This window comes from Neobacillus sp. BF23-41, from assembly GCF_041106275.1.
Window position 1 is genome coordinate 384,326 of sequence record NZ_JBGBPR010000003.1, and the last position, 24,583, is coordinate 408,908.

At 40.8% G+C, this 24,583-nt stretch carries 26 protein-coding genes, 1 pseudogene and 1 other annotated feature; of the genes and pseudogenes, 2 read left to right on the top strand and 25 right to left on the bottom strand.

Features of this window, described 5'->3' with window-relative positions; all coding sequences use genetic code 11:
* Nucleotides 1–1,026 precede the first annotated feature (1,026 nt).
* The 4 genes and pseudogenes from safA to nadB all read right to left on the bottom strand — a co-directional run.
* Nucleotides 1,027–1,161: pseudogene (gene safA, locus AB7942_RS07785) on the bottom strand (SafA/ExsA family spore coat assembly protein); the annotation flags it as partial.
* A 163-nt stretch (nucleotides 1,162–1,324) separates the two neighbouring features.
* The gene (gene nadA, locus AB7942_RS07790; protein WP_369446393.1) at nucleotides 1,325–2,422 is read right to left on the bottom strand and encodes a quinolinate synthase NadA; all 1,098 of its coding nucleotides are present in this window, start codon (nucleotides 2,420–2,422) and stop codon (nucleotides 1,325–1,327) included.
* Nucleotide 2,423: 1 nt separating this feature from the next.
* Nucleotides 2,424–3,272 carry a carboxylating nicotinate-nucleotide diphosphorylase gene (gene nadC / locus AB7942_RS07795; protein WP_369446394.1) on the bottom strand — a complete coding sequence of 283 codons (849 nt, stop codon included), beginning with the start codon at nucleotides 3,270–3,272 and terminating at the stop codon, nucleotides 2,424–2,426.
* Nucleotides 3,241–4,824: an L-aspartate oxidase gene (nadB, locus tag AB7942_RS07800; protein ID WP_369446395.1), complete on the bottom strand. Its 1,584-nt coding sequence runs from the start codon at nucleotides 4,822–4,824 to the stop codon at nucleotides 3,241–3,243. The genes nadC and nadB overlap by 32 nt, the downstream gene beginning before the upstream one ends.
* Before the next feature lie 205 nt (nucleotides 4,825–5,029).
* On the opposite strand from nadB, the gene AB7942_RS07805 reads away from it, so the two are divergent.
* Nucleotides 5,030–6,181 (top strand): IscS subfamily cysteine desulfurase, encoded by a 1,152-nt coding sequence (locus AB7942_RS07805; protein ID WP_369446396.1) that lies wholly within the window; start codon nucleotides 5,030–5,032, stop codon nucleotides 6,179–6,181.
* Between the two features lie 54 nt (nucleotides 6,182–6,235).
* Nucleotides 6,236–6,772 carry a transcription repressor NadR gene (locus AB7942_RS07810; RefSeq protein ID WP_369446397.1) on the top strand — a complete coding sequence of 179 codons (537 nt, stop codon included), beginning with the start codon at nucleotides 6,236–6,238 and terminating at the stop codon, nucleotides 6,770–6,772.
* Nucleotides 6,773–6,825: 53 nt separating this feature from the next.
* Here the strand turns inward: AB7942_RS07810 and pheA are convergent, their stop codons facing one another.
* The 21 genes from pheA to pilM form a co-directional block, all read right to left on the bottom strand.
* The gene (pheA, locus tag AB7942_RS07815; protein ID WP_088089135.1) at nucleotides 6,826–7,683 is read right to left on the bottom strand and encodes a prephenate dehydratase; all 858 of its coding nucleotides are present in this window, start codon (nucleotides 7,681–7,683) and stop codon (nucleotides 6,826–6,828) included.
* A gap of 61 nt (nucleotides 7,684–7,744) precedes the next feature.
* Nucleotides 7,745–8,194 (bottom strand): ACT domain-containing protein, encoded by a 450-nt coding sequence (locus AB7942_RS07820; RefSeq protein WP_168245215.1) that lies wholly within the window; start codon nucleotides 8,192–8,194, stop codon nucleotides 7,745–7,747.
* Nucleotides 8,195–8,233: 39 nt separating this feature from the next.
* Nucleotides 8,234–9,526 carry a GTPase ObgE gene (gene obgE / locus AB7942_RS07825; RefSeq protein ID WP_369446398.1) on the bottom strand — a complete coding sequence of 431 codons (1,293 nt, stop codon included), beginning with the start codon at nucleotides 9,524–9,526 and terminating at the stop codon, nucleotides 8,234–8,236.
* A gap of 61 nt (nucleotides 9,527–9,587) precedes the next feature.
* Nucleotides 9,588–10,130, bottom strand: a complete 543-nt coding sequence (locus AB7942_RS07830) for a Spo0B C-terminal domain-containing protein (RefSeq protein ID WP_369446399.1) — start codon at nucleotides 10,128–10,130, stop codon at nucleotides 9,588–9,590.
* Nucleotides 10,131–10,340: 210 nt separating this feature from the next.
* Entirely contained in the window at nucleotides 10,341–10,634 is a 294-nt protein-coding gene (rpmA, locus tag AB7942_RS07835; protein ID WP_066257887.1) for a 50S ribosomal protein L27, read from the bottom strand.
* Between the two features lie 12 nt (nucleotides 10,635–10,646).
* Nucleotides 10,647–10,976, bottom strand: a complete 330-nt coding sequence (locus AB7942_RS07840; RefSeq protein ID WP_168245218.1) for a ribosomal-processing cysteine protease Prp — start codon at nucleotides 10,974–10,976, stop codon at nucleotides 10,647–10,649.
* A 15-nt stretch (nucleotides 10,977–10,991) separates the two neighbouring features.
* The gene (rplU, locus tag AB7942_RS07845) at nucleotides 10,992–11,300 is read right to left on the bottom strand and encodes a 50S ribosomal protein L21 (protein ID WP_088089139.1); all 309 of its coding nucleotides are present in this window, start codon (nucleotides 11,298–11,300) and stop codon (nucleotides 10,992–10,994) included.
* Nucleotides 11,301–11,313: 13 nt separating this feature from the next.
* Nucleotides 11,314–11,397, bottom strand: a sequence feature (ribosomal protein L21 leader region).
* Nucleotides 11,398–11,467: 70 nt separating this feature from the next.
* Nucleotides 11,468–12,928: an Rne/Rng family ribonuclease gene (locus AB7942_RS07850; protein WP_369446400.1), complete on the bottom strand. Its 1,461-nt coding sequence runs from the start codon at nucleotides 12,926–12,928 to the stop codon at nucleotides 11,468–11,470.
* A gap of 199 nt (nucleotides 12,929–13,127) precedes the next feature.
* On the bottom strand, nucleotides 13,128–13,994 hold the full coding sequence (locus tag AB7942_RS07855) for a M50 family metallopeptidase (protein WP_369446401.1): 867 nt from the start codon (nucleotides 13,992–13,994) through the stop codon (nucleotides 13,128–13,130).
* Nucleotides 13,987–14,775, bottom strand: a complete 789-nt coding sequence (locus AB7942_RS07860) for a peptidoglycan DD-metalloendopeptidase family protein (protein ID WP_369446402.1) — start codon at nucleotides 14,773–14,775, stop codon at nucleotides 13,987–13,989. The genes AB7942_RS07855 and AB7942_RS07860 overlap by 8 nt, the downstream gene beginning before the upstream one ends.
* A gap of 137 nt (nucleotides 14,776–14,912) precedes the next feature.
* Nucleotides 14,913–15,716: a septum site-determining protein MinD gene (gene minD, locus AB7942_RS07865; RefSeq protein WP_088089143.1), complete on the bottom strand. Its 804-nt coding sequence runs from the start codon at nucleotides 15,714–15,716 to the stop codon at nucleotides 14,913–14,915.
* 1 nt (nucleotide 15,717) lies between these two features.
* Entirely contained in the window at nucleotides 15,718–16,398 is a 681-nt protein-coding gene (gene minC, locus AB7942_RS07870) for a septum site-determining protein MinC (RefSeq protein ID WP_098934433.1), read from the bottom strand.
* Nucleotides 16,399–16,560: 162 nt separating this feature from the next.
* Nucleotides 16,561–17,079 (bottom strand): rod shape-determining protein MreD, encoded by a 519-nt coding sequence (mreD, locus tag AB7942_RS07875; RefSeq protein WP_369446403.1) that lies wholly within the window; start codon nucleotides 17,077–17,079, stop codon nucleotides 16,561–16,563.
* A complete protein-coding gene (gene mreC, locus AB7942_RS07880) occupies nucleotides 17,076–17,957 on the bottom strand; it encodes a rod shape-determining protein MreC (protein WP_369446404.1) in 882 nt (293 codons plus the stop codon). Before mreC ends, mreD begins: the two co-directional genes overlap by 4 nt.
* A gap of 93 nt (nucleotides 17,958–18,050) precedes the next feature.
* A complete protein-coding gene (locus AB7942_RS07885) occupies nucleotides 18,051–19,073 on the bottom strand; it encodes a rod shape-determining protein (RefSeq protein ID WP_369446405.1) in 1,023 nt (340 codons plus the stop codon).
* Between the two features lie 160 nt (nucleotides 19,074–19,233).
* Nucleotides 19,234–19,923, bottom strand: a complete 690-nt coding sequence (gene radC, locus AB7942_RS07890) for a RadC family protein (protein WP_369446406.1) — start codon at nucleotides 19,921–19,923, stop codon at nucleotides 19,234–19,236.
* 44 nt (nucleotides 19,924–19,967) lie between these two features.
* Nucleotides 19,968–20,540, bottom strand: a complete 573-nt coding sequence (locus tag AB7942_RS07895; protein WP_088089149.1) for a Maf family protein — start codon at nucleotides 20,538–20,540, stop codon at nucleotides 19,968–19,970.
* Nucleotides 20,541–20,745: 205 nt separating this feature from the next.
* Nucleotides 20,746–21,819, bottom strand: a complete 1,074-nt coding sequence (locus AB7942_RS07900) for an SPOR domain-containing protein (protein WP_369446407.1) — start codon at nucleotides 21,817–21,819, stop codon at nucleotides 20,746–20,748.
* 133 nt (nucleotides 21,820–21,952) lie between these two features.
* Nucleotides 21,953–22,720, bottom strand: coding sequence for a pilus assembly protein PilO (locus AB7942_RS07905; protein WP_369446408.1), 768 nt, complete (start codon nucleotides 22,718–22,720; stop codon nucleotides 21,953–21,955).
* Nucleotides 22,717–23,574: a PilN domain-containing protein gene (locus AB7942_RS07910; protein WP_369446409.1), complete on the bottom strand. Its 858-nt coding sequence runs from the start codon at nucleotides 23,572–23,574 to the stop codon at nucleotides 22,717–22,719. The genes AB7942_RS07905 and AB7942_RS07910 overlap by 4 nt, the downstream gene beginning before the upstream one ends.
* Entirely contained in the window at nucleotides 23,574–24,569 is a 996-nt protein-coding gene (gene pilM, locus AB7942_RS07915; RefSeq protein WP_369446410.1) for a type IV pilus biogenesis protein PilM, read from the bottom strand. The genes AB7942_RS07910 and pilM overlap by 1 nt, the downstream gene beginning before the upstream one ends.
* Nucleotides 24,570–24,583: the final 14 nt, after the last annotated feature.

A 24,583-nucleotide genomic window follows, 5' to 3' on the forward strand; every position in this document is an offset into this window, starting at 1 on the left:
ACCATATCCTCCTGGCATTTGTTGGCCGAAACCTGCTGGCATTTGTTGGCCAAAACCTTGTGGCATTTGACCATATCCTGCTGGGGCCATTGAAGGGTAACCCATTGGCTGCTGTGGTGATTGCGCACCCATTACTGCGCTCGGGTTATACGCTGGGTTCATAACAGGCAGCTGCGGCATAAAGGATGATGATTCATCATGGAACGGCGGCGCTACAAACGATGCACCTGCAACTGACGGAGCATTACCAGGATACCCACTTGGCTGCATTGGCATCGACATACCACCATCTTGCATTTGTTGATAAGGCATTGGCATCGACATACCACCATCTTGCATTTGCGAGTAAGGCATTGGCATCGGCATACCCCCACCTTGCATTTGCGGGTAAGGCATGAATGGGTTCATTTCCATCGGGAAACCAGCTCCAAATGGTGGACAGAATCCTGGGCCAGGCATGACTGGCGTAACTGGTACACAATAATCTTGTTGCGGTGCCACTTCTACAGGTGCTTCCATGACTGGTGGTGGAGCATAAACAATATTCTCTTTTATTGGAGTCTCTTTTATTGGTACTTCTTTGATTGGTACTTCTTTGATTGGCATTTCTTTTTTTGGTACTTCTTTGATTGGCACTTCTTTTTTTGGTACTTCTTTTATCTCAGGAAGTATATTGGCAGGTTTAGGCGGCTGTTGAACAGTCATATTTTGCATGTTCATCATGTAATAATTGTTGATATCTATTTCTGGGACTATTTGTAGAGGCATTTTTGGAGTATAAGGTACTTTTGGTACTTCTTTAATAATTGGTGCTTCCTTAATTGGTGCTGCTTTTATCGGTGCCTCCTTGATTGGAGCTTCTTTAATTGGCGCTGCCTTAATCGGTGCTTCTTTTACGGGTTTCTCTTTGACTAACGGTTGCTCAGCAAGCGGCTTTTCTTTCTTAACTCCTAAGTTGATTGTTGTACCTGGTTTTGTTCCCATCGGTGCTTCCTTTTTTATCGTTCCACCTGAAGTTGGGACCTTTAATTTCATACCGGGCATAATCATATCAGGGTTGCTGAGCTGTGAATTCATCTTTTTCAGCTCTTCAAAATTCACGCCGTACTTCTTGGCAATCTTCCAAAGAGTATCCCCTTTCTGTACGATATGGATCTTCACTCTGATTTCCCCTCCTATGGCATAAGTCCATATAGTCTATGTGAAAATGGGCAAAGTGCTATCCTTCTTCACAAAAACTTATGCTATTTTTCAAAAGAATATGAATCCCCCCTAAAATATAAAAAAGATGCAATCAGCTAAATTGCATCTTTTTTAACATTTATTATGAATTTTTTAACATCCGTTCAAGCGCTAATTTTGCATTTTCAGCAATCTCAGGACTTACTTTAATAATATTATTTGTCTCTTCTAGTGTATCTAGGCTCCAAACTAAATGTGGCAGATCAATTCGGTTCATGGTTAGACACGGACACATATGCGGATTTAACGAGATGATCTTTTTATCAGGGTGATTTTTTATTAAGCGATTGACAAGATTCATCTCCGTTCCAATCGCCCAAGCTGTTCCGGGCTCAGCACTTTCAATCGCTTTGATAATATAACTTGTTGATCCTGCCATATCCGCTAATTCCACTACCTCACGGCGGCATTCCGGATGAACGATAATTTTCATATCAGGATATTGACTGCGTGTATCGCTAACATTTTGGACAGTGAAATTCTCATGAACCGAGCAATGCCCTTTCCAAAGGATTACTTTAATTTTTGAAAAATCACCTTCGTATTCCAGGACATGATTAATTGGATTCCAAATCGCCATTTCGTCTAAACCTACGCCTAAATCAGCGGCAGTATTTCTTCCTAAATGCTGATCTGGTAAAAATAATATTCTTTCCTTCATTTCAAATGCCCACTTAACCATCGTCTCTGCATTGGATGAAGTGACCGTAGCCCCGCCATTTGCACCGACAAATGATTTAATTGCTGCGGTTGAATTGACATATGTTAATGGAAGAATCGTGTCCCCGAATATTTCCTGAAGCGTTTCCCATGCTCTTTCTGTTTGCTGGATATCCGCCATATCAGCCATCGAACAACCTGCGCGCATATCAGGCAAGATCACCCTTTGCTTTTCACTTGTTAATATATCTGCTGTTTCTGCCATGAAATGTACACCACAGAAAACAATAAATTCAGCTTCTGTATTTTCAGCTGATAATTGTGCAAGTTGCAGGGAATCTCCTGTCGCATCAGCAAACTGAACCACTTCGTCTTTTTGATAATGATGACCTGGAATAAACAGACGTGAACCGAGCTGTTTCTTTACCTCAATCACACGGTTTTCGAGTTCTTCTCTCGTCATTTGCTTGTATTTTTCAGGAATCATGATATTTTTTTGTAATGTAGCCAAAATATTCATTTTACTCATCTCCCTTATTCCAAAGTACTTTTACACTGATGTCGAGTGCTTTATATGAATGAGTTAAGTATCCAAGTGAGATATAATCTACACCTGTATCCCGAAAATCAGCAATATTGGCTAATTGGATTCCGCCTGAGGCTTCGGTAATGATGTTAGCTGGGACTAATTTTATCAATTCCTTAATTTCGTCAGGGGTCCGATTATCAAACATGATGACATCCGCCCCTGCGTTTACGGCTTCAATCACTTGTGCTTCCGTCTCCGTTTCAACTTCAACCTTCACCATATGACCGGCATTTTTGCGAATCGCTTCTACCGCCTTGGTAATCGAGCCGGCAAACGAAATGTGGTTGTCTTTAATCATGACCCCATCGTATAATCCAAAACGGTGATTAAAACCGCCCCCAGTGCGAACAGCGTATTTTTCAAGCATTCGGAGTCCCGGCGTAGTTTTCCGTGTATCACAAATTTTTGTATGTCCACTATCAAGGGTGGTAACTGTTTGACGAGTTAAGGTAGCAATTCCGCTCATCCGTTGAATAAGATTAAGGATGACTCTTTCCCCTTTTAATAAATCAGCTATTTTTCCAGAGACATGTGCTAACTTATCGCCGTATTTGATTGCTTGACCATCCTTCACAAACACTTGAGTTGAAATTTCGTTATTTAACAGCTGAAATCCGGTTTTGATAATTTCTTCTCCACAAAAAACACCATCATCTTTTGAAAGAAAAACAATTTCCCCATTTGTATCATCACCAAAGATTAGATCGGTCGTAATATCCTGTTCCCCGATATCTTCCATAAAAAATTTCTCAAGTTGCGAGCGCAGTTTCAATGTGTTCATTGGACTTCTCCATTCCCTGATTATAGTTATGAATAATTGATTTCCTTAACCAACTGTGATTTTCTTCTTTCGGAAAATCACTTCTAAAGTGACCGCCCCGACTCTCTGTCCGCTTCAATGCAGATTCTGTGATTAGATTGGCGATGATCAGCATAAAAACCTTGGTCATGTCTTGTGTTGAACAAGTATCTAAATGGATCTGTTCAGCCTTAAATTGAGATACCCAAGCTTGCTGCTTTTTCAGATTTGCTTTATTTCGGACAATTCCAACCCGTTCCATCATTAATGCTTTAATTTTTTCAAAGGTTGGCAAATTCATTTTTTCTTCCTTCGTTGGATAATAAAAATAATCCTGCACGAAAACTTGTGTTTCTTTACCCGCTTCATTGATCCATTTCGACAACTGTTCCCCTTGAAATAATCCCTCTAATAAGGAATTACTAGCTAAACGATTCGCACCGTGCAACCCCGTGCAGGAGGCCTCCCCAATCGCATAAAGCCCATCAATCGAAGATCGTCCAATTAAATCGGTTTTAATTCCTCCCATTAAAAAATGACTTCCGGGTGCGACAGGGATTTTCCCATCCGAGATACGGATTCCATTGCCCTCACAAATAGAAGTAATCGAAGGAAATCTTTTACTAAATTCTTCAATTTTGCTTATATCCAAATAAATTTGTTTGCCTTTTTTTATAAATTCATAGATCCGTTGCGAGACCACATGCCTCGGGCCAAGATCTTTTAAGGGGTGGACACCCTCCATAATAGGAGTACCATCCTCGGTAACAAGGGTCGCCCCTTCTCCCCTAACGGCTTCAGAAATTAACCCCTTTGTTTCACCGTTTATAGATAAAAGCGTAGGGTGAAATTGAATAAATTCCATATCAACGATATCAGCACCGGCTAAATAAGCCATCGCAATTCCATCGCCGCTGACTGTTTTAGCATTGGAAGTGTAGGTATATAGTTGTCCACAGCCGCCTGTCGCGATAATGACATGATTGCCGTAAAACCTTTGAATCGCACCTGTTGATGTTTTGGCTTTAACACCCACACAACGTTTCTGTTCGGAATTTAGCAGTAATTCATAGGCGAAAACATTCTCTTCGACCGTGATATTTTTCTTACGATTGAGCTGACTGATCAGAAACTCCATGACGTTTTTGCCAGTGGCATCGCCACCGCCATGTACAATTCTCTTTTCGCTGTGAGCCCCTTCCATCCCAAGAAACAATTCCCCCGCTGGATCTTTATCAAATATATCCCCTTGGCGAGCAATGTTGTTGATCAGATCCGGTGCGGCATTAATGACTTGCTGAACAGCCTCTTGATTGTTGTGAAATCTTCCCGCTTCCAGCGTATCGACAATATGTTTAGAAGGATGGTCATTTGCACCCAACGCTGCCGCAATCCCACCTTGGGCCAGATACGAATTTGCCGTTCGTAATTTCCCCTTTGTGAGAATTCTCACATTCAATTCATTATTTAATTGTACAGCCAGCTGTAAAGCGGCTATTCCACTTCCAATAATTAATACATCGTCATTTGTCATCAAATAATCCTCCTGACCTAACAGGTGTCTTGACATATATATTTACATAGATTTAAACTAAAAACAAGTATTTTTATAGAAAAGTAGAAATGCTCGGTGTTAAACTTGGCTGTTGATTGCAGCGAAGGGCGCTTCGATCAACGTGGACTTTAAAATCATCAATGATCTTTACCACAACCAAAAAAAATTCGAGTATTGGAGATGTATGATGAAATATTTTGATTTTGCAGCGACAACTCCATTAGACCCTGAAGCAGCAGAAGTGTATTTGAAAGTTGCCACTGAATACTTTGGCAATTCCAGCAGCCTCCATGATATCGGAGGGCAATCAGCTGCCTTACTTGAAAATTGCCGCGAAGAACTGGCTAATCTAGTTGGGGTTGATAAAAATGGGATATTCTTCACTAGTGGTGGATCTGAGGGGAATTTTTTAGCAATAGAAGCCTTGTTATCCTCCCCAAAAAAGAAAGGAAACCATATTATCGCAGGTGTGGCGGAACATTCATCCGTTCATGGTGCACTTAACAGACTAAAGGAAACTGGCTATGACATCACATTGCTTCCGTTACATTCAAATGGTTTGATCAATCTTGAACAACTTGAAAAGTCGATTACACCAGAAACCATACTAATGACACTGCAGCATGTTAATTCTGAGATTGGGACGATCCAGCCAATCGCTGAAATCGCTAAAATTTGCAAGGCCCACAATATTCATCTTCACAGCGATTTTGTTCAATCTTTTGGAAAAATGGATCTAAAATCAATTGCTCCGCATGTCAGCAGTTTTTCTTTTTCCGGGCATAAAATATATGGACCCAAAGGGATTGGGGGCGTCTATGTTGATCCCCGTATTAAATGGCAGTCGTTTTTTCCAGGGACCTCTCATGAAAAAGGATTCCGCCCAGGCACGGTCAATGTCCCTGCAATTGCCGCGATGACAGTCGCCGCACAGAAAATAACCGGAAACTTGCAAGCGGATCATAATAAATATCGATTGTTGCGGAAAGCTTTTATGGATTCGCTTGAGCCCATTAAGGAACAAGTGAATATTTATCAAGGTGACCAAGGTTCGCAGCTCGCTAGTATTATCGGGCTTCGGATTTCCGGAATGGAGGGCCAATGGATGATGCTGGAATGCAATCGATTAGGGTTTGCGATTTCAACGGGCAGCGCCTGTCAGATTGGCATGCAGTCCCCGGCCAAAGTCACGCAGGCACTAGGATTAACGACTGCAGAAGCAAAAGAGTTTATCCGCATCTCTTTTGGCCATTCCACTAGCTTGGAGGATGTTATTCAACTTGGGGAAAGTATGGTTAAAATCGTGAACGCATTCAAGTCCATTTCCGTTATATAAAAAATTTAAACTGTGCTAAAATAGGTAAACAGCAATAGAAATAGGAGGAATTATATGGTCGAGCAAAAAAAAATATTGGGAGAGGAAAGGAGGTCTTTAATTCTACAACAGTTAAAAGATAGCCCTGTCCCGCTGACAGGAAGTGAACTTGCCAATCGAACCAATGTAAGCAGACAGGTGATCGTCGGGGATATCACTCTTCTTAAGGCTAAAAATGAACCCATTATTGCAACCAGCCAAGGGTATATTTATTTAAAGCAAAACTCCAGCACTTATTCCTTTGAAAGAACAATCGCATGCAGACATTTACCGGAAGACACAGAAAGGGAGCTAAATCTGCTAGTTGACCATGGTGTGTTAGTGAAAGATGTAAAAATTGAACACACGGTTTACGGAGATTTGACCGCATCGATTATGGTTTCAAATCGCCAAGAAGTTAAACAATTCTTGGAAAACATGCAAAAAACCAAAGCCTCCTTATTATCTGAGTTAACGGAAGGAATCCACCTTCATACCATTTCAGCCTCAAGCACCCAAGTCTTAGATAAAGCCGAAGAAGCCCTTAAGGCAGAAGGTTTTATGATTGAATAGAGCCTTGATAGACAGAACAATAAAAGGACCCGAAATTCTCGGGTCCTTTAGTATTAATCCAATTTCACCATAACGGATGGATAGCTTCCTAATAATTTAACACTACAGCCTAATGCCTCTAACTCAGCCATTGCTCCAGGTATCAATACCTCATCAAATTCCATTTCGATATCAATAATGAAAAAATAATTGCCAATTCCAGTTTTCATCGGCCGAGATTCAATTTTTGATAAGTTTAACTTTCTCCAGGCGAACGCTGATAACACTTGATGAAGGGCTCCCGCTTGGTCGTCCTCAGGCAATGTAACCATTAGTGTCGTTTTGTAATGGGATGAACCACTCATGGCCTGAAAATCAAAATTCTCTTTTGTTAGGACCACAAACCGCGTGTGATTATGGTCAAAATCATGGATGTTTCTTTGGACTATCGCCAACCCATATTCTTTCGCCGCTAATTCATTCGCAATCGCGGCCGCTTTTAAGTCAGGCTGTTCCATTACCATTTGCGCCGCTGCTGCAGTGGAAGACACACTCTCAAACGGCACTCCTTTTAATTGATTATGTAAAAATTTATGGCACTGGGCAATCGCATGGGAGTGGCTGTATACCTTACTCACATCACGCCAATTGTCCATATTATCAGGATGAACCATCAAATGTTGCTTAATGGGTAACGTAATTTCACCAATAATTGGGATCTGAACAACATGTGTTAAATAATCAAGTGTAATATTTACAGAGCCTTCCAAAGCGTTCTCAATTGGAACGACAGCAAGATCCACTTCTTTATCTACGATGGCATCGACACTTGCAGGAATCGTCTGATAGGGCACAAGTTCAAATCCTTGAAAAACCTTTTTCACTGCTAACTCTGTGAATGTAGCCTTTGGTCCTAAATATCCAACCTTCACTATTTCCCCACTCCCCTTATTTTTTTAAAAAGAAAGCTGAGAGCCGGTTGTAGTTTTTCACCTACACACCTGTTCCCAGCACTTCTACCTTCTCTACAAATTCGAGTTTCCTTAGTTCTTTAAGTAACTCATCTATTTCCATCGTAATGTTTGAAGTGTTTAATGAGAGTGTCACATTCGCCCTGCTTTGCAACGGAATCGTTTGGTGAAGGGTAACAATATTGCAGCCTGAATTGGCCACAACACTGAGCAATTTTGATAGCGTGCCTGAACGATCTTCTAGGTGAAAGAAAAGCGAGATAATCTTTTCCTTTTTAATGGACGAGAAAGGAAAAACAGTATCTCTATATTTATAAAAGGCACTTCTGCTTAAATCCGCTTTATGAACTGCATCTGCAATTGATTCCGCCTTACCTCTTTCAAGCATTTCCTTTACATCAAGCGTTTTTTTCATCGCTTCTGGCAACACATCTTCACGCACTAAGTAAAATTTTTTATCAGCGTTTTCCATTTTTATCACCCTACCTTGATCTCTTCAGGGCCTTTCCTTCTACTCAATAAACTCGAATTCAAACTCCATTAATTTTACAATATCCCCGTCTTTTGCTCCTCTTTCCCTTAACGCTGCATCAACACCAAGTCCTCGAAGTTGACGTGCAAAACGGCGGACGGATTCTTCTCTTGAGAAGTCTGTCATCTTAAAGAGTTTATCTGTTTTTTCACCAGAGACGACAAATGACCCATCAGGTTCTCTCGTAATTCTAAATGCTTCCGGCTCTGCTTCGTGCTTATAAAGAACACGATGGACACCCGTTGTTTCCTCTTCTTCATGTTCAAGTGGAAATTCTGGTGTTTCCTCGATCTTATCAGCTACAGCAAACAATAGCTCACGCAGTCCTTTTCTTGTTACGGCTGAAATAGGGAAGACTGGATAATCCTCCTCCAGCTGCTCCTTAAACTTTTTCAAGTTTTCCTCAGCCTCAGGCATATCCATCTTATTAGCAACGATAACTTGTGGGCGTTCTGTCAAGCGCAGGTTGTACTCTTTTAATTCCTTGTTGATTGTAAGGTAGTCCTCATACGGGTCTCTGCCTTCCATCGCTGCCATATCAATGACATGGACAATAACCCTTGTCCGTTCTATATGACGTAAGAATTGATGGCCGAGGCCAACCCCTTCACTTGCCCCTTCAATCAAACCTGGAAGGTCTGCCATAACAAAGCTTCTGCTGTCTTCCGTTTCTACCATACCAAGATTCGGAACAATTGTGGTAAAATGGTACTCGGCGATTTTCGGTCTTGCCGATGATACAACCGATAATAACGTCGATTTACCAACACTTGGAAAACCAACTAATCCGACATCAGCAAGCAGCTTCAATTCAAGAATGACTTCACGCTCTTGGCCTGGTTCTCCATTTTCAGATAGCTCTGGTGCTGGATTGGCCGGGGTTGCAAATCGTGAATTTCCTCGCCCGCCACGGCCCCCGCGGGCAATAATCGCCTGCTGTCCATTCTCGACTAAATCAGCAAGGACTTCCTTTGTTTTTTCATCAATGACCACTGTTCCAGGCGGTACCTTAACAATCATATCCTTTGCACCGGCACCGTGCTGGTTTTTGGACATGCCATGCTCGCCGCGTGGTGCTTTAAAGTGACGCTGATAACGGAAATCCATTAAAGTCCGCAAGCCCTCATTTACTTCAAAAACAACATTGGCACCTTTACCGCCATCACCACCGGCTGGACCGCCTTTTGGTATATATTTTTCCTTACGAAACGCAACCATACCATTTCCGCCATCTCCGGCTTTTACATAAATCTTCGTTTGATCAACAAACATCTTATTCCTCCAGTCTGCATATCGAATTAACTTTTGTCACGAAAAATATCTCAGCTTTAGCCTATCTTTTTTGAATAGGGATAAAAACTTCTACTGCGAGTTCGCTTTCTGAGAATTCCTTGACCACTACATCCAGTAGAATTTTGGGGTCTGCAAGGAATGCTTCAATTAATTCACTTTTTATTATTATCCCGCTAAAATCAAAAAAGAAACGAACTCCCTCTGATTGCGGATCAATTGATATTGATAAATGATTTTCTTGGAATGCTTCAATTGCCCCATTTAAACACTGAAAAAAAAGGCAAGTCCACTTTGTGATCTGTTCTTCATTTATTTGAAAGGATTCCGAATCTTGAAGGACTTCATATTCAAGCTTAAAGGAAGGATTCTCCCAATTAGCTTTTAACAGCAGTGAGGCAAATAAAGGCATTTTTAAATTCGTTAGCCGTGATTCATGCTGTGCTTCAATGATAATTTCATCAATGACCGCTTTTGCCCGGTCGATTCGATTTAAATCCAAGTTCCCCTTAATAAGCTGAAGCCTATTTAACCAATCATGTCGAGAATGCCGGAGCACCTCAACTATATCCCATTCTTTCTCCATACGTACACTCCCACATTAAGTGTCACAACACTATTTTGCTGATAGTATATCAAAAAAATAACCCTGAGTAAGCAATTTTATGTGATGAAAGATCATTAGAGGCAAAAAGAAGCATCTACGAAGTCGTTTTCCTGAAGAATATATGGAAGGAAAAATTCGTTAGCAAAAAGAAAACTCTAACCAAACAGGTTAGAGTTTTCGCTAGTTACCTTAAGCTTCTTGAGCTACTGGATAAACGCTCACTTTTTTGCGATCACGTCCGAAACGTTCAAATTTCACAACGCCGTCAACTTTTGCAAAAAGAGTATCGTCTCCTCCACGGCCAACGTTTTCACCTGGGTAAATCTTTGTACCGCGTTGACGGTATAGGATTGAACCACCAGATACAAATTGTCCGTCTGCACGCTTAGCACCAAGACGCTTAGCGTGTGAGTCACGACCGTTCCTTGTAGAACCTACACCTTTTTTAGATGCAAACAACTGAAGATCTAATTTTAATAACATTTATTCCACCTCCTACTTTTTGAAGGTAATCTTTATGTGCTTTCCGTATTCTTCTTCAATCGTACGCAATGAAACAGTCATACCTTCTAGAAGAAGTTGTACTTTCTCATAAATGTCTTCCGAAAGATGTTCCGGTACAACACAGCGGAGAAAGCCGCCCTCATGCTCAATCTCGGGCGTGACACCTGTTAGGGCGTGCACAGCGTTGATTGCTCCAATGGATACTGCAGATACGCCTGCACAGACGATATCCTTGCCTCGATTGGCGAAAAATGCATGACCACTTATTTCGAATGATTGAATAAATCCGGACTCTGTACGATTAATCGTAATTTGAATCATCTATGATTCAACACCTTACGCGTTGATTTTTTCGATGATTACTTTAGTGTAAGGTTGACGATGACCTTGCTTCTTACGGTTGTTTTTCTTCGCCTTGTACTTGAAAACAATGATTTTCTTTTGACGGCCTTGTTTTTCAACTTTAGCTGTAACTGTAGCGCCTGCAACAACAGGGCTTCCTACTTTTACACTTTCACCGCCAACGAAAAGAACCTTGTCAAAAGTAACTGTTTCACCAGCTTCAACATCTAATTTTTCGATGTAGATAGCTTGGCCTTCTTCAACTTTCAATTGTTTACCGCCAGTTTCGATAATTGCGTACATGAACTGCACCTCCTTATAAACTCAGACTCGCCATACACAGGCGCTTATAGCAAAATACTAAAGGCTTACTACCTGTTCTGTGCGGTTGTAGCACGGGTGCTACAAACATAACATTAAAATCCTAACATAATATAGGCAAAAGTGTCAATAGAAATTTAGGAACTTGATTAGGAATCAAATACTTTTTGTGAGATCTCGCTCATATTGCCGAACTGCTTCAAAAGATAATAATGGCGGGCTGAAGGCTGAACTGAAAAATATAGTTTGATATGCATTAGCTCTTCTAATGCTTCTCGGTGGGCTTCATTCGGTCCTAACAGTTCCTCTTTCACCGCTTGAGTTGTTTCGACCAAGACTGCCTCAAATTCAGAATTTCGGTGCTCTAGCAGCTCCCGTTCAAGCCTAAAGCCAACCGTTTCAGGACTAAGGATTCGGCCCGTTCCATCACAAACAGGGCATTTCACCTCAAGTGCCTCAGAAAGTGTGACCTTTGTCTTTTTCCTCGTCAGTTGTAGAATACCCAGCGGTGTAAAGCCAATCATTTTTGCTCTTTTTTGATCCTTGGTTAATTCCGTTTCAATCAGCGTGAGAATCGATTGCTTGTCCTCAGCCCGTGTCATGTCAATGAAATCAATGAGAACAATTCCGCCAATATCGCGCAGACGCAGTTGCCTTACCACTTCTTTTGCGGCTAACTGGTTTGTTTTTAATACCGTGTCCTGATAATTGATCTTTCCGGAAAATTTCCCGGTATTCACATCAATAATCGTTAACGCTTCGGTTTCGTCAAAAATAAGGTAAGCACCATTATCAAGCCAGACAATACGCTTGAGGGCTTTATCAATTTCATGTTCCACTTTATGTACAGAAAAAATATTCTCTTTTCCATTGTAGTAAATAGGTTTGACCTGATCATTTTTTTCCTCGGCTAGCTTTTTTAGGGCTAAATCATCGACGATTACTTCCCCGCTAGTCATTCTAGCTACTTGGTCCAAAATCATTTCAATAAAGGTATCTTTTTGAAAAATGATTCCTGGTTTTTTCATCGTAGCCAATTTTTGCAACAGTTCTTGATGGTTCTCGCGCAGGTTCATTAGTTCTGCAAGTATTTCATCTTCTGTACTCGTTATCGATGAGGTACGGAAAATGATCCCCTCTTCCTCTGTTTTCAAACGACTGCCGCTCCGGCGAAGTTTTGCTTTTTGACCTTCGTCAGCGATTTTTTTAGAAACCGCCACATAGCGGCCTTTTGGCATGTAGATGAGATTGGGCCCTTGTATTTCAATAATTCCCGTCACGCGAGCACCTTTCGTCCCCGTTGCATCCTTATCGACCTGAACCAGCATTTTTTCACCTTGGTGGGCAAACGAGGTGACAGACTTTTGTTTTTCAGCAGATAAGAGATAGGAAGGAAGTACATCACGGTGTAAATACGCATTTTTCTCTTCGCCAATATCAATGAATACTGCATTCATCCCCGGCAATACTTTTGTCACAGTCCCAAAATAAATATTACCGACCAGTGATCGATGCTCTGGTCGGTCAAAAACGATATTTTCAACGCGGTTATCTTTCAGATAAGCAAATCGCTTTTCGCGTGAATTGTAATTAATAATTAGTGTTTCCAATCAAGCGACCTCACTTTTTTCTTTTTATTATACCTTTTTTAATAGGCTTGTTAAACTTGTCTGTTGATCTCCGCTCCAGGCGCTTCGCTTTCCGCGGGCGGTCCGGGGAGCCTCCTCGGCGCTTTACGCGCCTGAGGGGTCTCCCCTGCTCCGTCCTCCCGCAGGAGTCTCGCGCCTTCCGCTCCAATCAACAGAGTGTTTAATAAGAAAAAAGAAGGTCGCTGATTTTATCGGTTAGACGTTTTTCGGTAAAATAGGCGTGCAATAGTTCATTTTCATCTAACATCCCTTTTTCTTTTCCGTCTGCTTCGACGATGATTGGATGTTTACAGCCACGTTGGAATTTTTCTAAGACGTGAATAAGTAACTCCTGTTCATTGGCCTCAATTGGTTTCAAGGTCCGAAGACTGGATTTTTTCCCATAATAACGCTCCAGCAAGAATCTCATGAAAATATAGCGCCGCTGCTTCCATTCATGGTAAAGCGAGAAATAAAGGAAGGCAATGATGACCCAGACATTGATATGTGTCGGGGCAGCGATCACGATCACCAGTGAAAAGATGGATAGGCTGACCAACGAAAGGATGAGCGTTAGGCGATGGGCGATCGGGAAGGAACTTTTTAATGAGAAAAGTAAGAATACCAGTTTCCCGCCATCCAGCGGCCAAACCGGAAAAAAGTTAAAAACAAAAATCATGAGATTATAGCTTAAGAATAGCTGAAAAAGGTCTTCAGGCATTAAGTTTACGGTAACCAACCCATAGGCTAGGGCTACCATCCACACATGCTGCAGCGGCCCTGCAAGGACGACGATCGTCTCTTCTCTTAACGGCCGATTGCCATGCTCATCCATTTCGGCAACCCCGCCAAACGGGAGCAGGGTAATTTTTCGGATTCTCCATGAAAAAAAAGAAGCTGCAGCAGCATGCCCCATTTCATGAATAAAAATGATTCCAAGCAACAAGCAAACCTCAAGGAAATGAGCGGTCACAATTGAAAGTCCAATCACAATCCACAATAAGGGATGGATAGAGATAAGTTGGAATAAATTCATGGCTCTATTCAAATCGTATCACCTGAATTGGGTCGATGAAATCATCGCCTTTTTTTATGGCAAAGTAATATTTTCCTTTAGTTTTATCTTCTCCTGCCGACACTGAGACCGTGCCAACTACTTTTCTTTTATCGATATATTCATATAAGTTAACCTTGATTTGGTCCAAATTCCCGTACCAGGTTTCGGTCGCATCGGAATGCTGAATAATGACAGTTTTCCCTAATCCTTCCTTCACCCCTGCGAAGGTAACGATGCCATCATTAATGGTTTGGACGGACGCCCCTTTTCCTGTTTCAATCATGATACCTTGGCCATTTTTTTCAAAGTTTTCAAGGATTTTTCCCATTGCTGGTACGGAAAATTCCTTTTCAGCCACCTCTTTTTTCCCAGTTTGATCTTTTTCAGAAAATGGCAGTAGTGCCAGTGGTTTCCCAAACTTGCTTTCGTACCAGTTTGAAACGGTCGCAAATTTAAAATCCTTGTCCATCGTTTTCATGACCACATCTCTAGCTGGCTCAAAAGTAGCGGAATGGTTCCTAAATAGTATCGCTATCACTAAAAACAGGAGGACAGAGGACAATATTTTGAAAAAAAATACTTCCTTCTTAAACAATGGATGCCCATCATCGCCATTACTGCTTCCTGATGAAGTAAACTGATTGAATCCATATTTTTCATCCTCACTAGGCCAATCAATTTGGCGGTCGGGACTTTTTACAGATGTTGCTCCAGTATCATTTTTTCGCTTTGCGATTCGTCGCCTTATTTCTTCCGGTGTAGACCGCGCCATCCCCATCACCCCTTTTCCCACTAATTTGTACAAGTTTATGAGGGAAAAGGGAAGAGTATGTCTGAAAAATAAAAGCAGCCTGTCCACAAGTTAGTGGGCAGGCTGCTTGAAAAAAGTAGGCGCTTCCGCTTTTCTAATTAACGAACTCCAAAAAACTTTTTAATTTTTTTAAAGACACCTTTGTCTGCGTCTTCGAGTGACTGAAGCGGGATGGATTCACCGAGAATCCGTCTGGCAATATTTCGATAAGCAATCGATGCTTTGTTATTTGGATTCAGAGCAATCGGTTCACCGTGGTTAGAAGCTTTAATTACCTCGTCATCATCCGCTACAATTCCAATGAGCTCGATGGAAAGATGCTGGGTAACTTCGTCAATCTCAAGCATATCACCAGTCTTCACCATATGATTTCGAATCCGGTTAATCACTAATTTGGGCGACTCCATATCCGGTTGTTTTTCGAGCAGGCCTATAATTCGGTCTGCATCGCGTACAGCAGATGCCTCTGGCGTTGTAACAACAATCGCTTTATCTGCTCCAGCAATAGCGTTATGAAACCCCTGCTCAATTCCGGCAGGACAATCAATAATGATATAATCGTAGTCTTGCTTTAATTCTAAAATCAAATCTTTCATCTGTTCTGGCTTCACAGCGGATTTATCCACCGTTTGCGCCGCTGGCAGTAAGTATAATAACCCGTCAAATCGTTTGTCCTTCACAAGGGCTTGATGGATTTTGCATCTTTTTTCAACGACATCGACCAGATCATAAATGATTCTGTTTTCTAGTCCCATTACTACGTCCAAGTTCCGAAGACCGATGTCTGTATCTACTAAACATACTTTTTTTCCTTGAAGGGCTAATGATGTGCCGATATTAGCAGAAGTTGTTGTTTTTCCTACTCCACCCTTACCGGATGTAATTACTATTGCTTCTCCCACTTTAATGTCCCCCTTCTAATCTCGTTAAATTAGGTCTTAATTGGATTAAAACTTGCAATCTATCAACAATGATTTGACGTTCATCATCTATATATGCACATTCCATTTCCCGTTTTTCATTGCTTTGGACACTGTCTGGTGCTCTATTTAAACAATCACTAATTCTAAGCTGGGATGGTTTCATATTTGACGCAGCAATGACTGCTTGCTCATTGCCATAGCAGCCGGCGTGGGCCATACCTTTTAATGTCCCCATGATAAAAATGTTACCGCCGGCCATCACCGTTCCACCTGGATTGACATCACCAATTAATAGCAGGTCGCCAGGCACTTCGAGGACTTGTCCAGAACGAATGATTCTAGAAACCGTCATGACCTCTGTTTCGGCGATTAGACGCTCAGCTTCTTCCTTCGTGATTACGTTTGATTCAATCTCTTCAACCACAAAATTCTTCTTTTTGAGAATTAAGTTTTTTAGTTCCTCCCGCTGCGATTCCGTTATATAGCGGTTGCCGATTGCCACCTTGACAGAGGTTAATTGTCGCTCATCCTGTGTACTGGAGTTAGCTGAGAGCTTATGATCGAGTTCCCTTTTTAGTTCTTCGTAGGAACAGGTATCATCAAGATGAAGGACGAGACCTTCCTTCGTTCCTTTTATTGTAACATTTTGCCGTTTTTTCATGGAGAAATTTTCACCTCATAATAAGAAAGCAATTTCGAAACAAGCAAAATTCGTTGTTTCAATGGGATTTGCAAGCCCTCATGCTTATTCCGAATCAAAAGTACATACTATCTTAATAAAAATTCGACACGATGCGTCCATTCTCCTCTTTTTATAAAAAAATCATTCATCCCTTAATGCTTCCGAATGTTTTTCAAATAGCCACTTTAATGGATAGGCGATAATTAGAGTAATAGCTGCATTTAATAAAAGGGTAGGGTAAAAACGTAAATTAATAAAGCCGATAAAATCAAGGTCTGTTACATGGATTAAATAATTCATTTCATAAACACCCATCTCTAATAACGAGATCCCGAGAAGGGCAGCAAGAAATGCAGTGATAATATTTGATTGGAAAACCTGCAATAATTTATAAATGAGATAGGAGATAAATGGATATAGAAAAAAGTAAATACCGATAATTTCGACATAAACAATGTCAAATAAAAGCCCAAAAATGGCCGCATAAATAATTCCGTGTTTTCTTCCGACAAAAATCGTTAAAAACAAAAGGGCTGTAAACAGAAAGTGCGGGACAAATATTCGCTCAAAACCAAAAATCTTTGCCGGTAAAAACTCGACAAAAAGACTTTCTACGATAAAAAGGAAAAGAAATAAAAGAGGAAGAAGGAATTTCCTCACAACTCCCCCCCCTTTCCATTAGATAGTTCACTTTTAACTGGCTGTGTTATTAATCTTTTAATGACAATGACATTCTCTATATCATAAAAGTCTGCCCCTGGTTTCACTAGAGCCGTTTGATTTAAGCCATACTGATCGGGTTTAACATCAACCACTTTTCCAATCATCAGCCCTTTTGGAAAAACTCCGCCTAAACCGGAAGTAATCACGGTTTGGCCTTTTTCAATTTTTGAGCCAGATGGAATCGCCTTAATTAATAGTAATTTTTGTTTGTCATCAAAACCCTGTACAAATCCATAAACATCTTTTTTGCCTTGAACGACAGCAGAAATTCGATTCTTAGGATCCATTGCACTTAAAAGTTGTACAGTTGAACTGAATTGTGTCACATTTTTTACTTTTCCAATGAGACCGGTTGCCGTAACGACAGCCATATTTTTTTCGATGCCGTTTAGTTTGCCTTTGTCGATAATAATCATTTCATGCCAACGATCAGGGTTTCTGCCAATGACGGTAGCTGGTAATGGTTTGAAGTCTCTCAGGGTCTTTTTTTCACCGAGAATGTCACGCAATTCTTCATTGTCATTTTTCAACTCTTGGACTTGTGCTTCCAGATTGACAAGATTTTCGATCCGCGATTTTAATTCTTTATTCTCATCGTATGTATTTTGCAAATCCTGGAGATTTTCAAAAAAGCCTGCAACAAAATGGGTAGGCTTTGAAACCAGGGATTGAACCCAGCCGGTTGTATCTTTGACAAATTGCTCCGGCCAGGATAGTTTACTTCTCTCCCTTAAAGAAAACCCAATCAATGCCACGAGAACAATGATGCTGACAAGCAAAATAATCAGACGTTTATTCAGAAAGAACTGTGGCATGATTATACACCTCTATTTTCCTAGATAAAAAGTTTAGTTTTTAAGCTTTGATGGTTGTCTTGCTCCAGCGGCTAACTGGCGTTTCCGCTACTCTTAGCGTGAATCTCTCGTTTTGTTTTTAAATAAATGAATATGATCGAGAGCTTTTCCTGTTCCAATCGCTACGCAATCGAGCGGATTCTCGGCAATTAGTACAGGCATTTTTGTTTCTTCACTTATCACTTTGTCTAAATTGCGGAGCAGTGCTCCCCCACCTGTTAGGACAATCCCGCGATCCATAATATCGGCAGCGAGTTCCGGCGGTGTTTTTTCTAACGTATTCTTGACCGCTTCCACAATCGCAGTAACCGTATCGCGTAATGCTCCAGCAATTTCTTTTGCGGAGATTTCAATGGTCTTTGGCAGACCCGTTAATAAATCCCGGCCGCGAATCTCCATATTGTCGACACCTTCAGGATCCCCTGCCGAGCCAATTTCCATTTTAATCGCTTCCGAGGTCCGGTCCCCGATCATCAAGTTATAATTTTTTCGAATATAAGAAATAATCGAGTCATCCATTTCATCGCCAGCAACACGGATCGAAATGCTTGTAACAATTCCACCAAGTGAAATGATCGCTACTTCGGTCGTTCCCCCGCCAATATCGACGACCATGCTGCCAGTTGGTTCCCAAACAGGCAAATTGGCGCCAATCGCCGCTGCAAATGGCTCTTCAATGGTATAGGCATCCTTTGCCCCTGCTTGTCTAGTGGCATCGATCACCGCTCTTTCCTCGACCGCGGTAATCCCAGAAGGCACACAAACCATGACGTATGGATTACCCGTAAATACGTTCTTCCCTTTCTGTGCTTGACGAATATGGTACTTCATCATTGCCGCTGTGGTTTCAAAATCAGCGATGACTCCATCCTTCATCGGTCTAAGAGCAACTATATTCCCCGGCGTCCGTCCAATCATATTTTTCGCATCGTTACCAACTGCGACAATATTCTTCGTATCTGTCTGCATCGCCACAACGGATGGCTCGCGTAAGACAATTCCTTTTCCTTTTACATATACAAGGGTATTTGCAGTCCCCAAGTCAATCCCAAGATCTCTAGCTCTTATTCCAAACATAATTTTGTAGCTCCCTTTCTGATACGTAATACAAAAACTCCAATAAGTTGGTAATCACTTTAATATCATGTCTTTTTTCTCAATATTTATCTAGTTAGGTCTTAAGTAGTCCTAAAAAATCATAAGCAATATTATAACTTAACGTCAAATAAAATCATAGTTATAAATACCCTTTTTCCTTGAGACTCACAAACTTGTTCTCCCCGATGATTAAATGATCGAGTAAATCGATGCCAATTATTTTTCCGCATTCGACTAATCGCTTGGTCACCTCTATGTCCTCGCGGCTTGGCGCAGGGTCGCCACTGGGATGATTATGCGCCGCAATTACAGAAGCAGCTGACCGCTTTAACGCCTCGCGGAACACCTCCCTTGGATGTACAATCGAGGCGTTTAAGCTGCCAATAAAAATCGTTTGTTTATGGATTACTTGATTCTTAGTGTTTAAATACATACAAACAAAATGCTCTTGTGATAAAAAACGCATATCATTCATCAGGTATTTTGCACCGTCTTCCGGCGAGCGGATAACATATCGATCCTTATAGTCGAGGTTGGTAATCCTTCTGCCAATTTCGACAGCAGCAAGGATTTGAATCGCCTTCGCCGAACCAATTCCTTTTATCTCAGTCATTTCTTCTAACGTAGCTGCTTTTAACAGTCGTAACCCTTCAAAATGGGTCAACAGTCGATTCGCTAGTTGCAGAACCGATTCGTCCTTTGTTCCGGTTCGAAGTAAGATGGCAATCAATTCATGATTAGATAAGCTTTGTGGTCCATGCTGAATAAAGCGTTCTCTAGGCCTTTCATCTTGAGGGAAATCACGGATCATTAATGTATTGGTGGACACTTTTTTTCCTCCCTTTTTTAAGGGAGTTAATGAACTAAAAAAGTTTAATACGGCAACTGGTAGCCAGCCTTCTTCAATTCTCTTATTGTTCTTGAAACAGGCAGACCGACAACCGCAAAATAGTCTCCATTTATTTTTTTGACAAGCATACTTCCGAGCTGCTGAATGCCATATGCACCTGCTTTATCAAGCGGTTCACCACTTTTTACATACGCCCGTATTGAGTCGTCAGTTAACTCCCAAAACCAAACTTCTGTTCTTTCATAAAACGTTGTTGTACCTGTTGGAGACACAATCGAAACTCCAGTAAAGACATCATGCTGCTTTCCTGACAAGCTTTTTAACATCGTAAATGCTTCTGCTTCATCTGCAGGCTTTCCTAAAATTTGATTATCCGCCACAACAATTGTGTCCGAGCCAATCACAAAGGCGTTCTGGTTTTCTTTAAAAACCGCCTGGGCCTTTCGGTCGGCTAACTCCATCACTACTTCTTTAGGAGAGAGAGCTGGGTCAAAACTTTCATCAACTTCACTACTTGAAATCGCGAATGTTAAACGGAGAGTTTCTAGAAGTTCTTTTCGCCGTGGAGAAGAAGAGGCTAAAATGAGGTTCTGCATTTGATCACCTTACCTTTTGGTACGTATTAGGGAGATACAATTCAATCGTATCAGAAATTGTAGTTGCAAACAATTTTTATATAATTAAATTTTGATGGATTTTGTAAAATTATGCGGAATAATTCTTTTTATGACATATTAAAAAGCCTATCCAGATTCGATAGGCCTTATTTCCCGGAAAATATCGAGCTTTGTCAGATATTGATTACTTGGAAAAATATAACGACATGAAGTTTAGCAAGTGTTGTTGGGCATCACTAAGATTCTTTTCGGATTTTGATTCTTGAAATGCTTTTAGTTTCTCGTTCGCACTAACCAACTCTGCTTTTAGATCTTTTAATTTTTTGTTTTTAACACTACTCTTTAATTGTTCTTCAATCTCTAAGAGGGCTTTGCTGGAATCCTCAGAAAGCGACTTGGTCAGGAGCGCACTCGAAGATGTAAGAGATAGCGTTTGATAAATGGTCGGTACAGCTTTTAAAAAGGTCTTTTCTTTTGTAGTGACGTCAGTAAACTTCTTTTCATCTAATAACAGCGGCTTGGCAAACACTTCTTCAATTCCATTTTCTTTATATTGACCCCCAAGAGCTTTTGCGGCTTCGATGGAATCCGCAACACCTAGAAACAAATAGTACTTGCCATCCATTTCAACGGATTGGGATGGTATGCCTTTCGAGTCTAAACTTGATGATGTCTCCTTGGCACCAGCTTCCGATGAAAAAACTCCGCCCTGAATGACGTAAGCAGTTACTTGGGATATAGCTGCTGACGAGGTCTTGCCCTCCGTAGTTTTGCTTTCGGTGTTAGCAGGTTTTTCAGTGACTACTGTAGGTTCGGTTACAACAGTCTTGTTAGTTGGTGTAGTTATCACTAACTTTAGCATCACAACCCCGATCGTTGTTCCGATAAGGATGGCGAAGACGGCAGAAATTAAAATGGTTCCTAACGGCCGGCCATTTTTCTTTTTGGTATTAGATGAAAAGGTTGTTATTTTGGGAAGGGCAGATTTTTTGCCACTTTGACTTGGTACTTTTTTAAACTCCTCTATGTCATTTTCGGAGGATTCAGGAATAATCCAATCAAAACTTTCGTCGACAGACTCTTGTGCTGCCGCTGTCTCCATGAAGTTATCCGATTCTGAGAGATTCGAATTTATTTTTATCACTTTAGGAATGGGGTCGATGCTGGCTTCGACTTCATTTGGAGGAACATCCAGTTGGGGCGGGTTTTCTCCATTTAATTTGATCGTAATTGTATTGCCTTTATTAGGCTTGTCCACTAAACCGTACTCCTCTCTCTACCAAGGTAATTTGTTCCATCCTAACATAATGGCAAAAAAAAATAACAAGACTTTTGTCGTCTTGTTATCGTAGACTTTCGCCAAATTATTTACTAGTTTGCGATGGTGTTAATTATGGCTGCGTCCCCGTCGTAGCAGAAAACTGACTTAGTGGATTATCTTTACCAGCTGGTGCAGGTGCATCGATTTTTGGAAGCTCTGCGGCTAGGTCTGTTAAACTCGGCATGTAGAATGCAGAAATTGTCAGACTGTAAGATAATGGCTTATCTTCTTGGTCTAAACTGGTGATCTCTTGCCCGCCTGAATAACTAATCGATTCGACAACCACAATGCGGTTTAAAGATTCTAATGTATCAATAAACTTCTCTAAATCTTCATAGCTTGGTGATTCCACACTCAACGAGACAGTCAGCTTCTTCAATCCAGCGATTTGGGTCGAAGCGGTTTGTTGTGCCGCTGTGTCCTGATTGGCTGTGGCTTGATTCGTAGTAGTTTGTTGACCATTAGCATTTTCGGCAGTTGCTTGGTCAGCGCTAGTATTTACATCCGCATCTTTTGAAAAGCTCATCGAACTAATTTTACTTTTTGAAAGGTTTTCTGCCTTTTCTAAGTCTAAAATAAGTTGTTCCTGTAACGGCTTGACAGGTAATTTTTTCTGTAATTCCCGAGTATCCTCAGTTGTTTTTTTCGTATCTCCAGCCTTTTTTTGACTAACGATTTCCAAAAGCTTTTGTTCGGATTCAAGTGACTGCTGCTTGTTCGCTAAATCTGATTTTAAAGGTGAGAGTTTAAAGAACTGAGCATAAACAAGGAATAAGACCACTAAAAGAGTAACGATTCCAATTATTAGACTTTGTTTTTTTGAGAAACGGAGCTTCATGAACCAGTCACTCCTTCCTCATTTTTCTTGCTCTTTTGGATGTTCTTTTTAACAACTTCTTTATCGAGTTTTATTTCAAATTGACCTGTATAGCGAGGAAGGATATTATCACTCACTGACTTACTTTCGGTACCACTTGAAGTTATTGTTGTATTGTTGACAGTACTTGTAGTTGCTGTTGGGTTAACTGTATTAGCTTGATCAACAGTTGTTCCGGTAACCGAATTTGTTTGATTATTCGTATTTGAAGATGAACTTTGGTTGGTAACCGTTTGGTCCGAATTAGCTGTGTTAGTTTGGTTCGTTGTTTGAGTCGTTGAATTTGTTTGGTTGGTCGATGTTGTTGTACTAGCATTATTAACTGCCGATTCTGCGGTTGAGGCTGCTGCTAATGAGCTCAAACTTGCTTCCTTGATCCATTTTGATTCATTTAAATTATCTAAAAAGTAGGCAGCTTCTCTAGCACTATCAAATTGAACGGTTAACGAGATAGTCCCGGCTTCTGTATAGGCAAAGCTTTGGATAAAACCACGCTCAGGAAGTAATGAGGTCAGATGGCGCATGACAGGTATCGTCTGAATCGGATAATCATTTGCCCATTCTATTGCAGTTTTTAACTGACTAACAGAGCTAGTAGCTTCAACTGTTTCTGTACTTATATTTTCTTTTTCAGCAATCTTCTTCGTCATCGTGATTTGTCTATCTAATGAGGCGATCACGCTTTTAGTGGAATCCGTCTGCCAGAAGTAATATGCACCCGTAAGGACCAATAGGCCAACTAAACATATCAAAGTAATGATAAAGCCGATTTTCTTCGGTTCCTTTTGGGGAAGCAGGTTAATTTCTACTAACATTATTGCACCCCTTTTAATGCGAGACCTAAAGGTAGTAATAAACTAGGAGGTACTCTTTCTATTTTTCCTTTTGAATTGGATTCAAGCGAAATCATATCAACTGGGACATCGAATCTCTCTTTCATTTCATCAAAGATTGCTTGAAGCATTGGATGATCACCGTTCAGTAAAAACTTGGTGATATCACTTCTATCATTACTTAGTGAATAGCGGTAAAAGTCACTTAATTTATTAATCTCTCTGAAAATATCCTCAAATTGAATCACTAACTCTTCTGTATCACCTGTATACTTAAAAGCCAATTGACCATCAATTTCAACCTTAACATCCCATAGATCAACATTAAACGGAAGAGCGAATTGACGCATCACAAGCGGCACATTTTGTTCAAAGATTGATAAATTAACGCTCGTCAAGTCAAATTGAACGGAAAATATTACTTCATTTGGACTTGGCTGCTCAAGTTGATGATACAACCGGTACAGTGCAAGCGGGGAAATATCTGCCGCAATCGGATCAAGTTTGAGCTTAGACAATAAGCCCGAGTACTCCATCACCTGCTGCTCAGGTGCTACAAATAAAAGTAAATCCCTTGTTTTTCCATCACTTTTTAATGAATAAAAATCAAAGACTGGTTCTTCAAACGGTAAATGGATACTAGAACCAAGCTCTAAATATAGGTATCCCTGTATTTCATCCTCCTGAATTTCAGCAGGAACGGAAACTTTCCGAATGATGACCAGCGGATCTGGTACTAGAAAACGCACTTGACGTCTTTGAATCTTCCATTCACCGATACACTCTTCTAGAATGTTTGCCAAAGAGTCGACATCAATAATTTTCCCGTCACTAATAATACCAGGCGGGAGAAAGCGTTCGCACCATCTTTGAGCAACGGGTGGATTCGCCTGCTTTAATTCAAGCAGACGAATCGAATGATCATTCAAAACGAGATTTATTATTCGGTTTTTGGATGTAAACAGGGAAAAAGCCATATAAAAAACCCCTT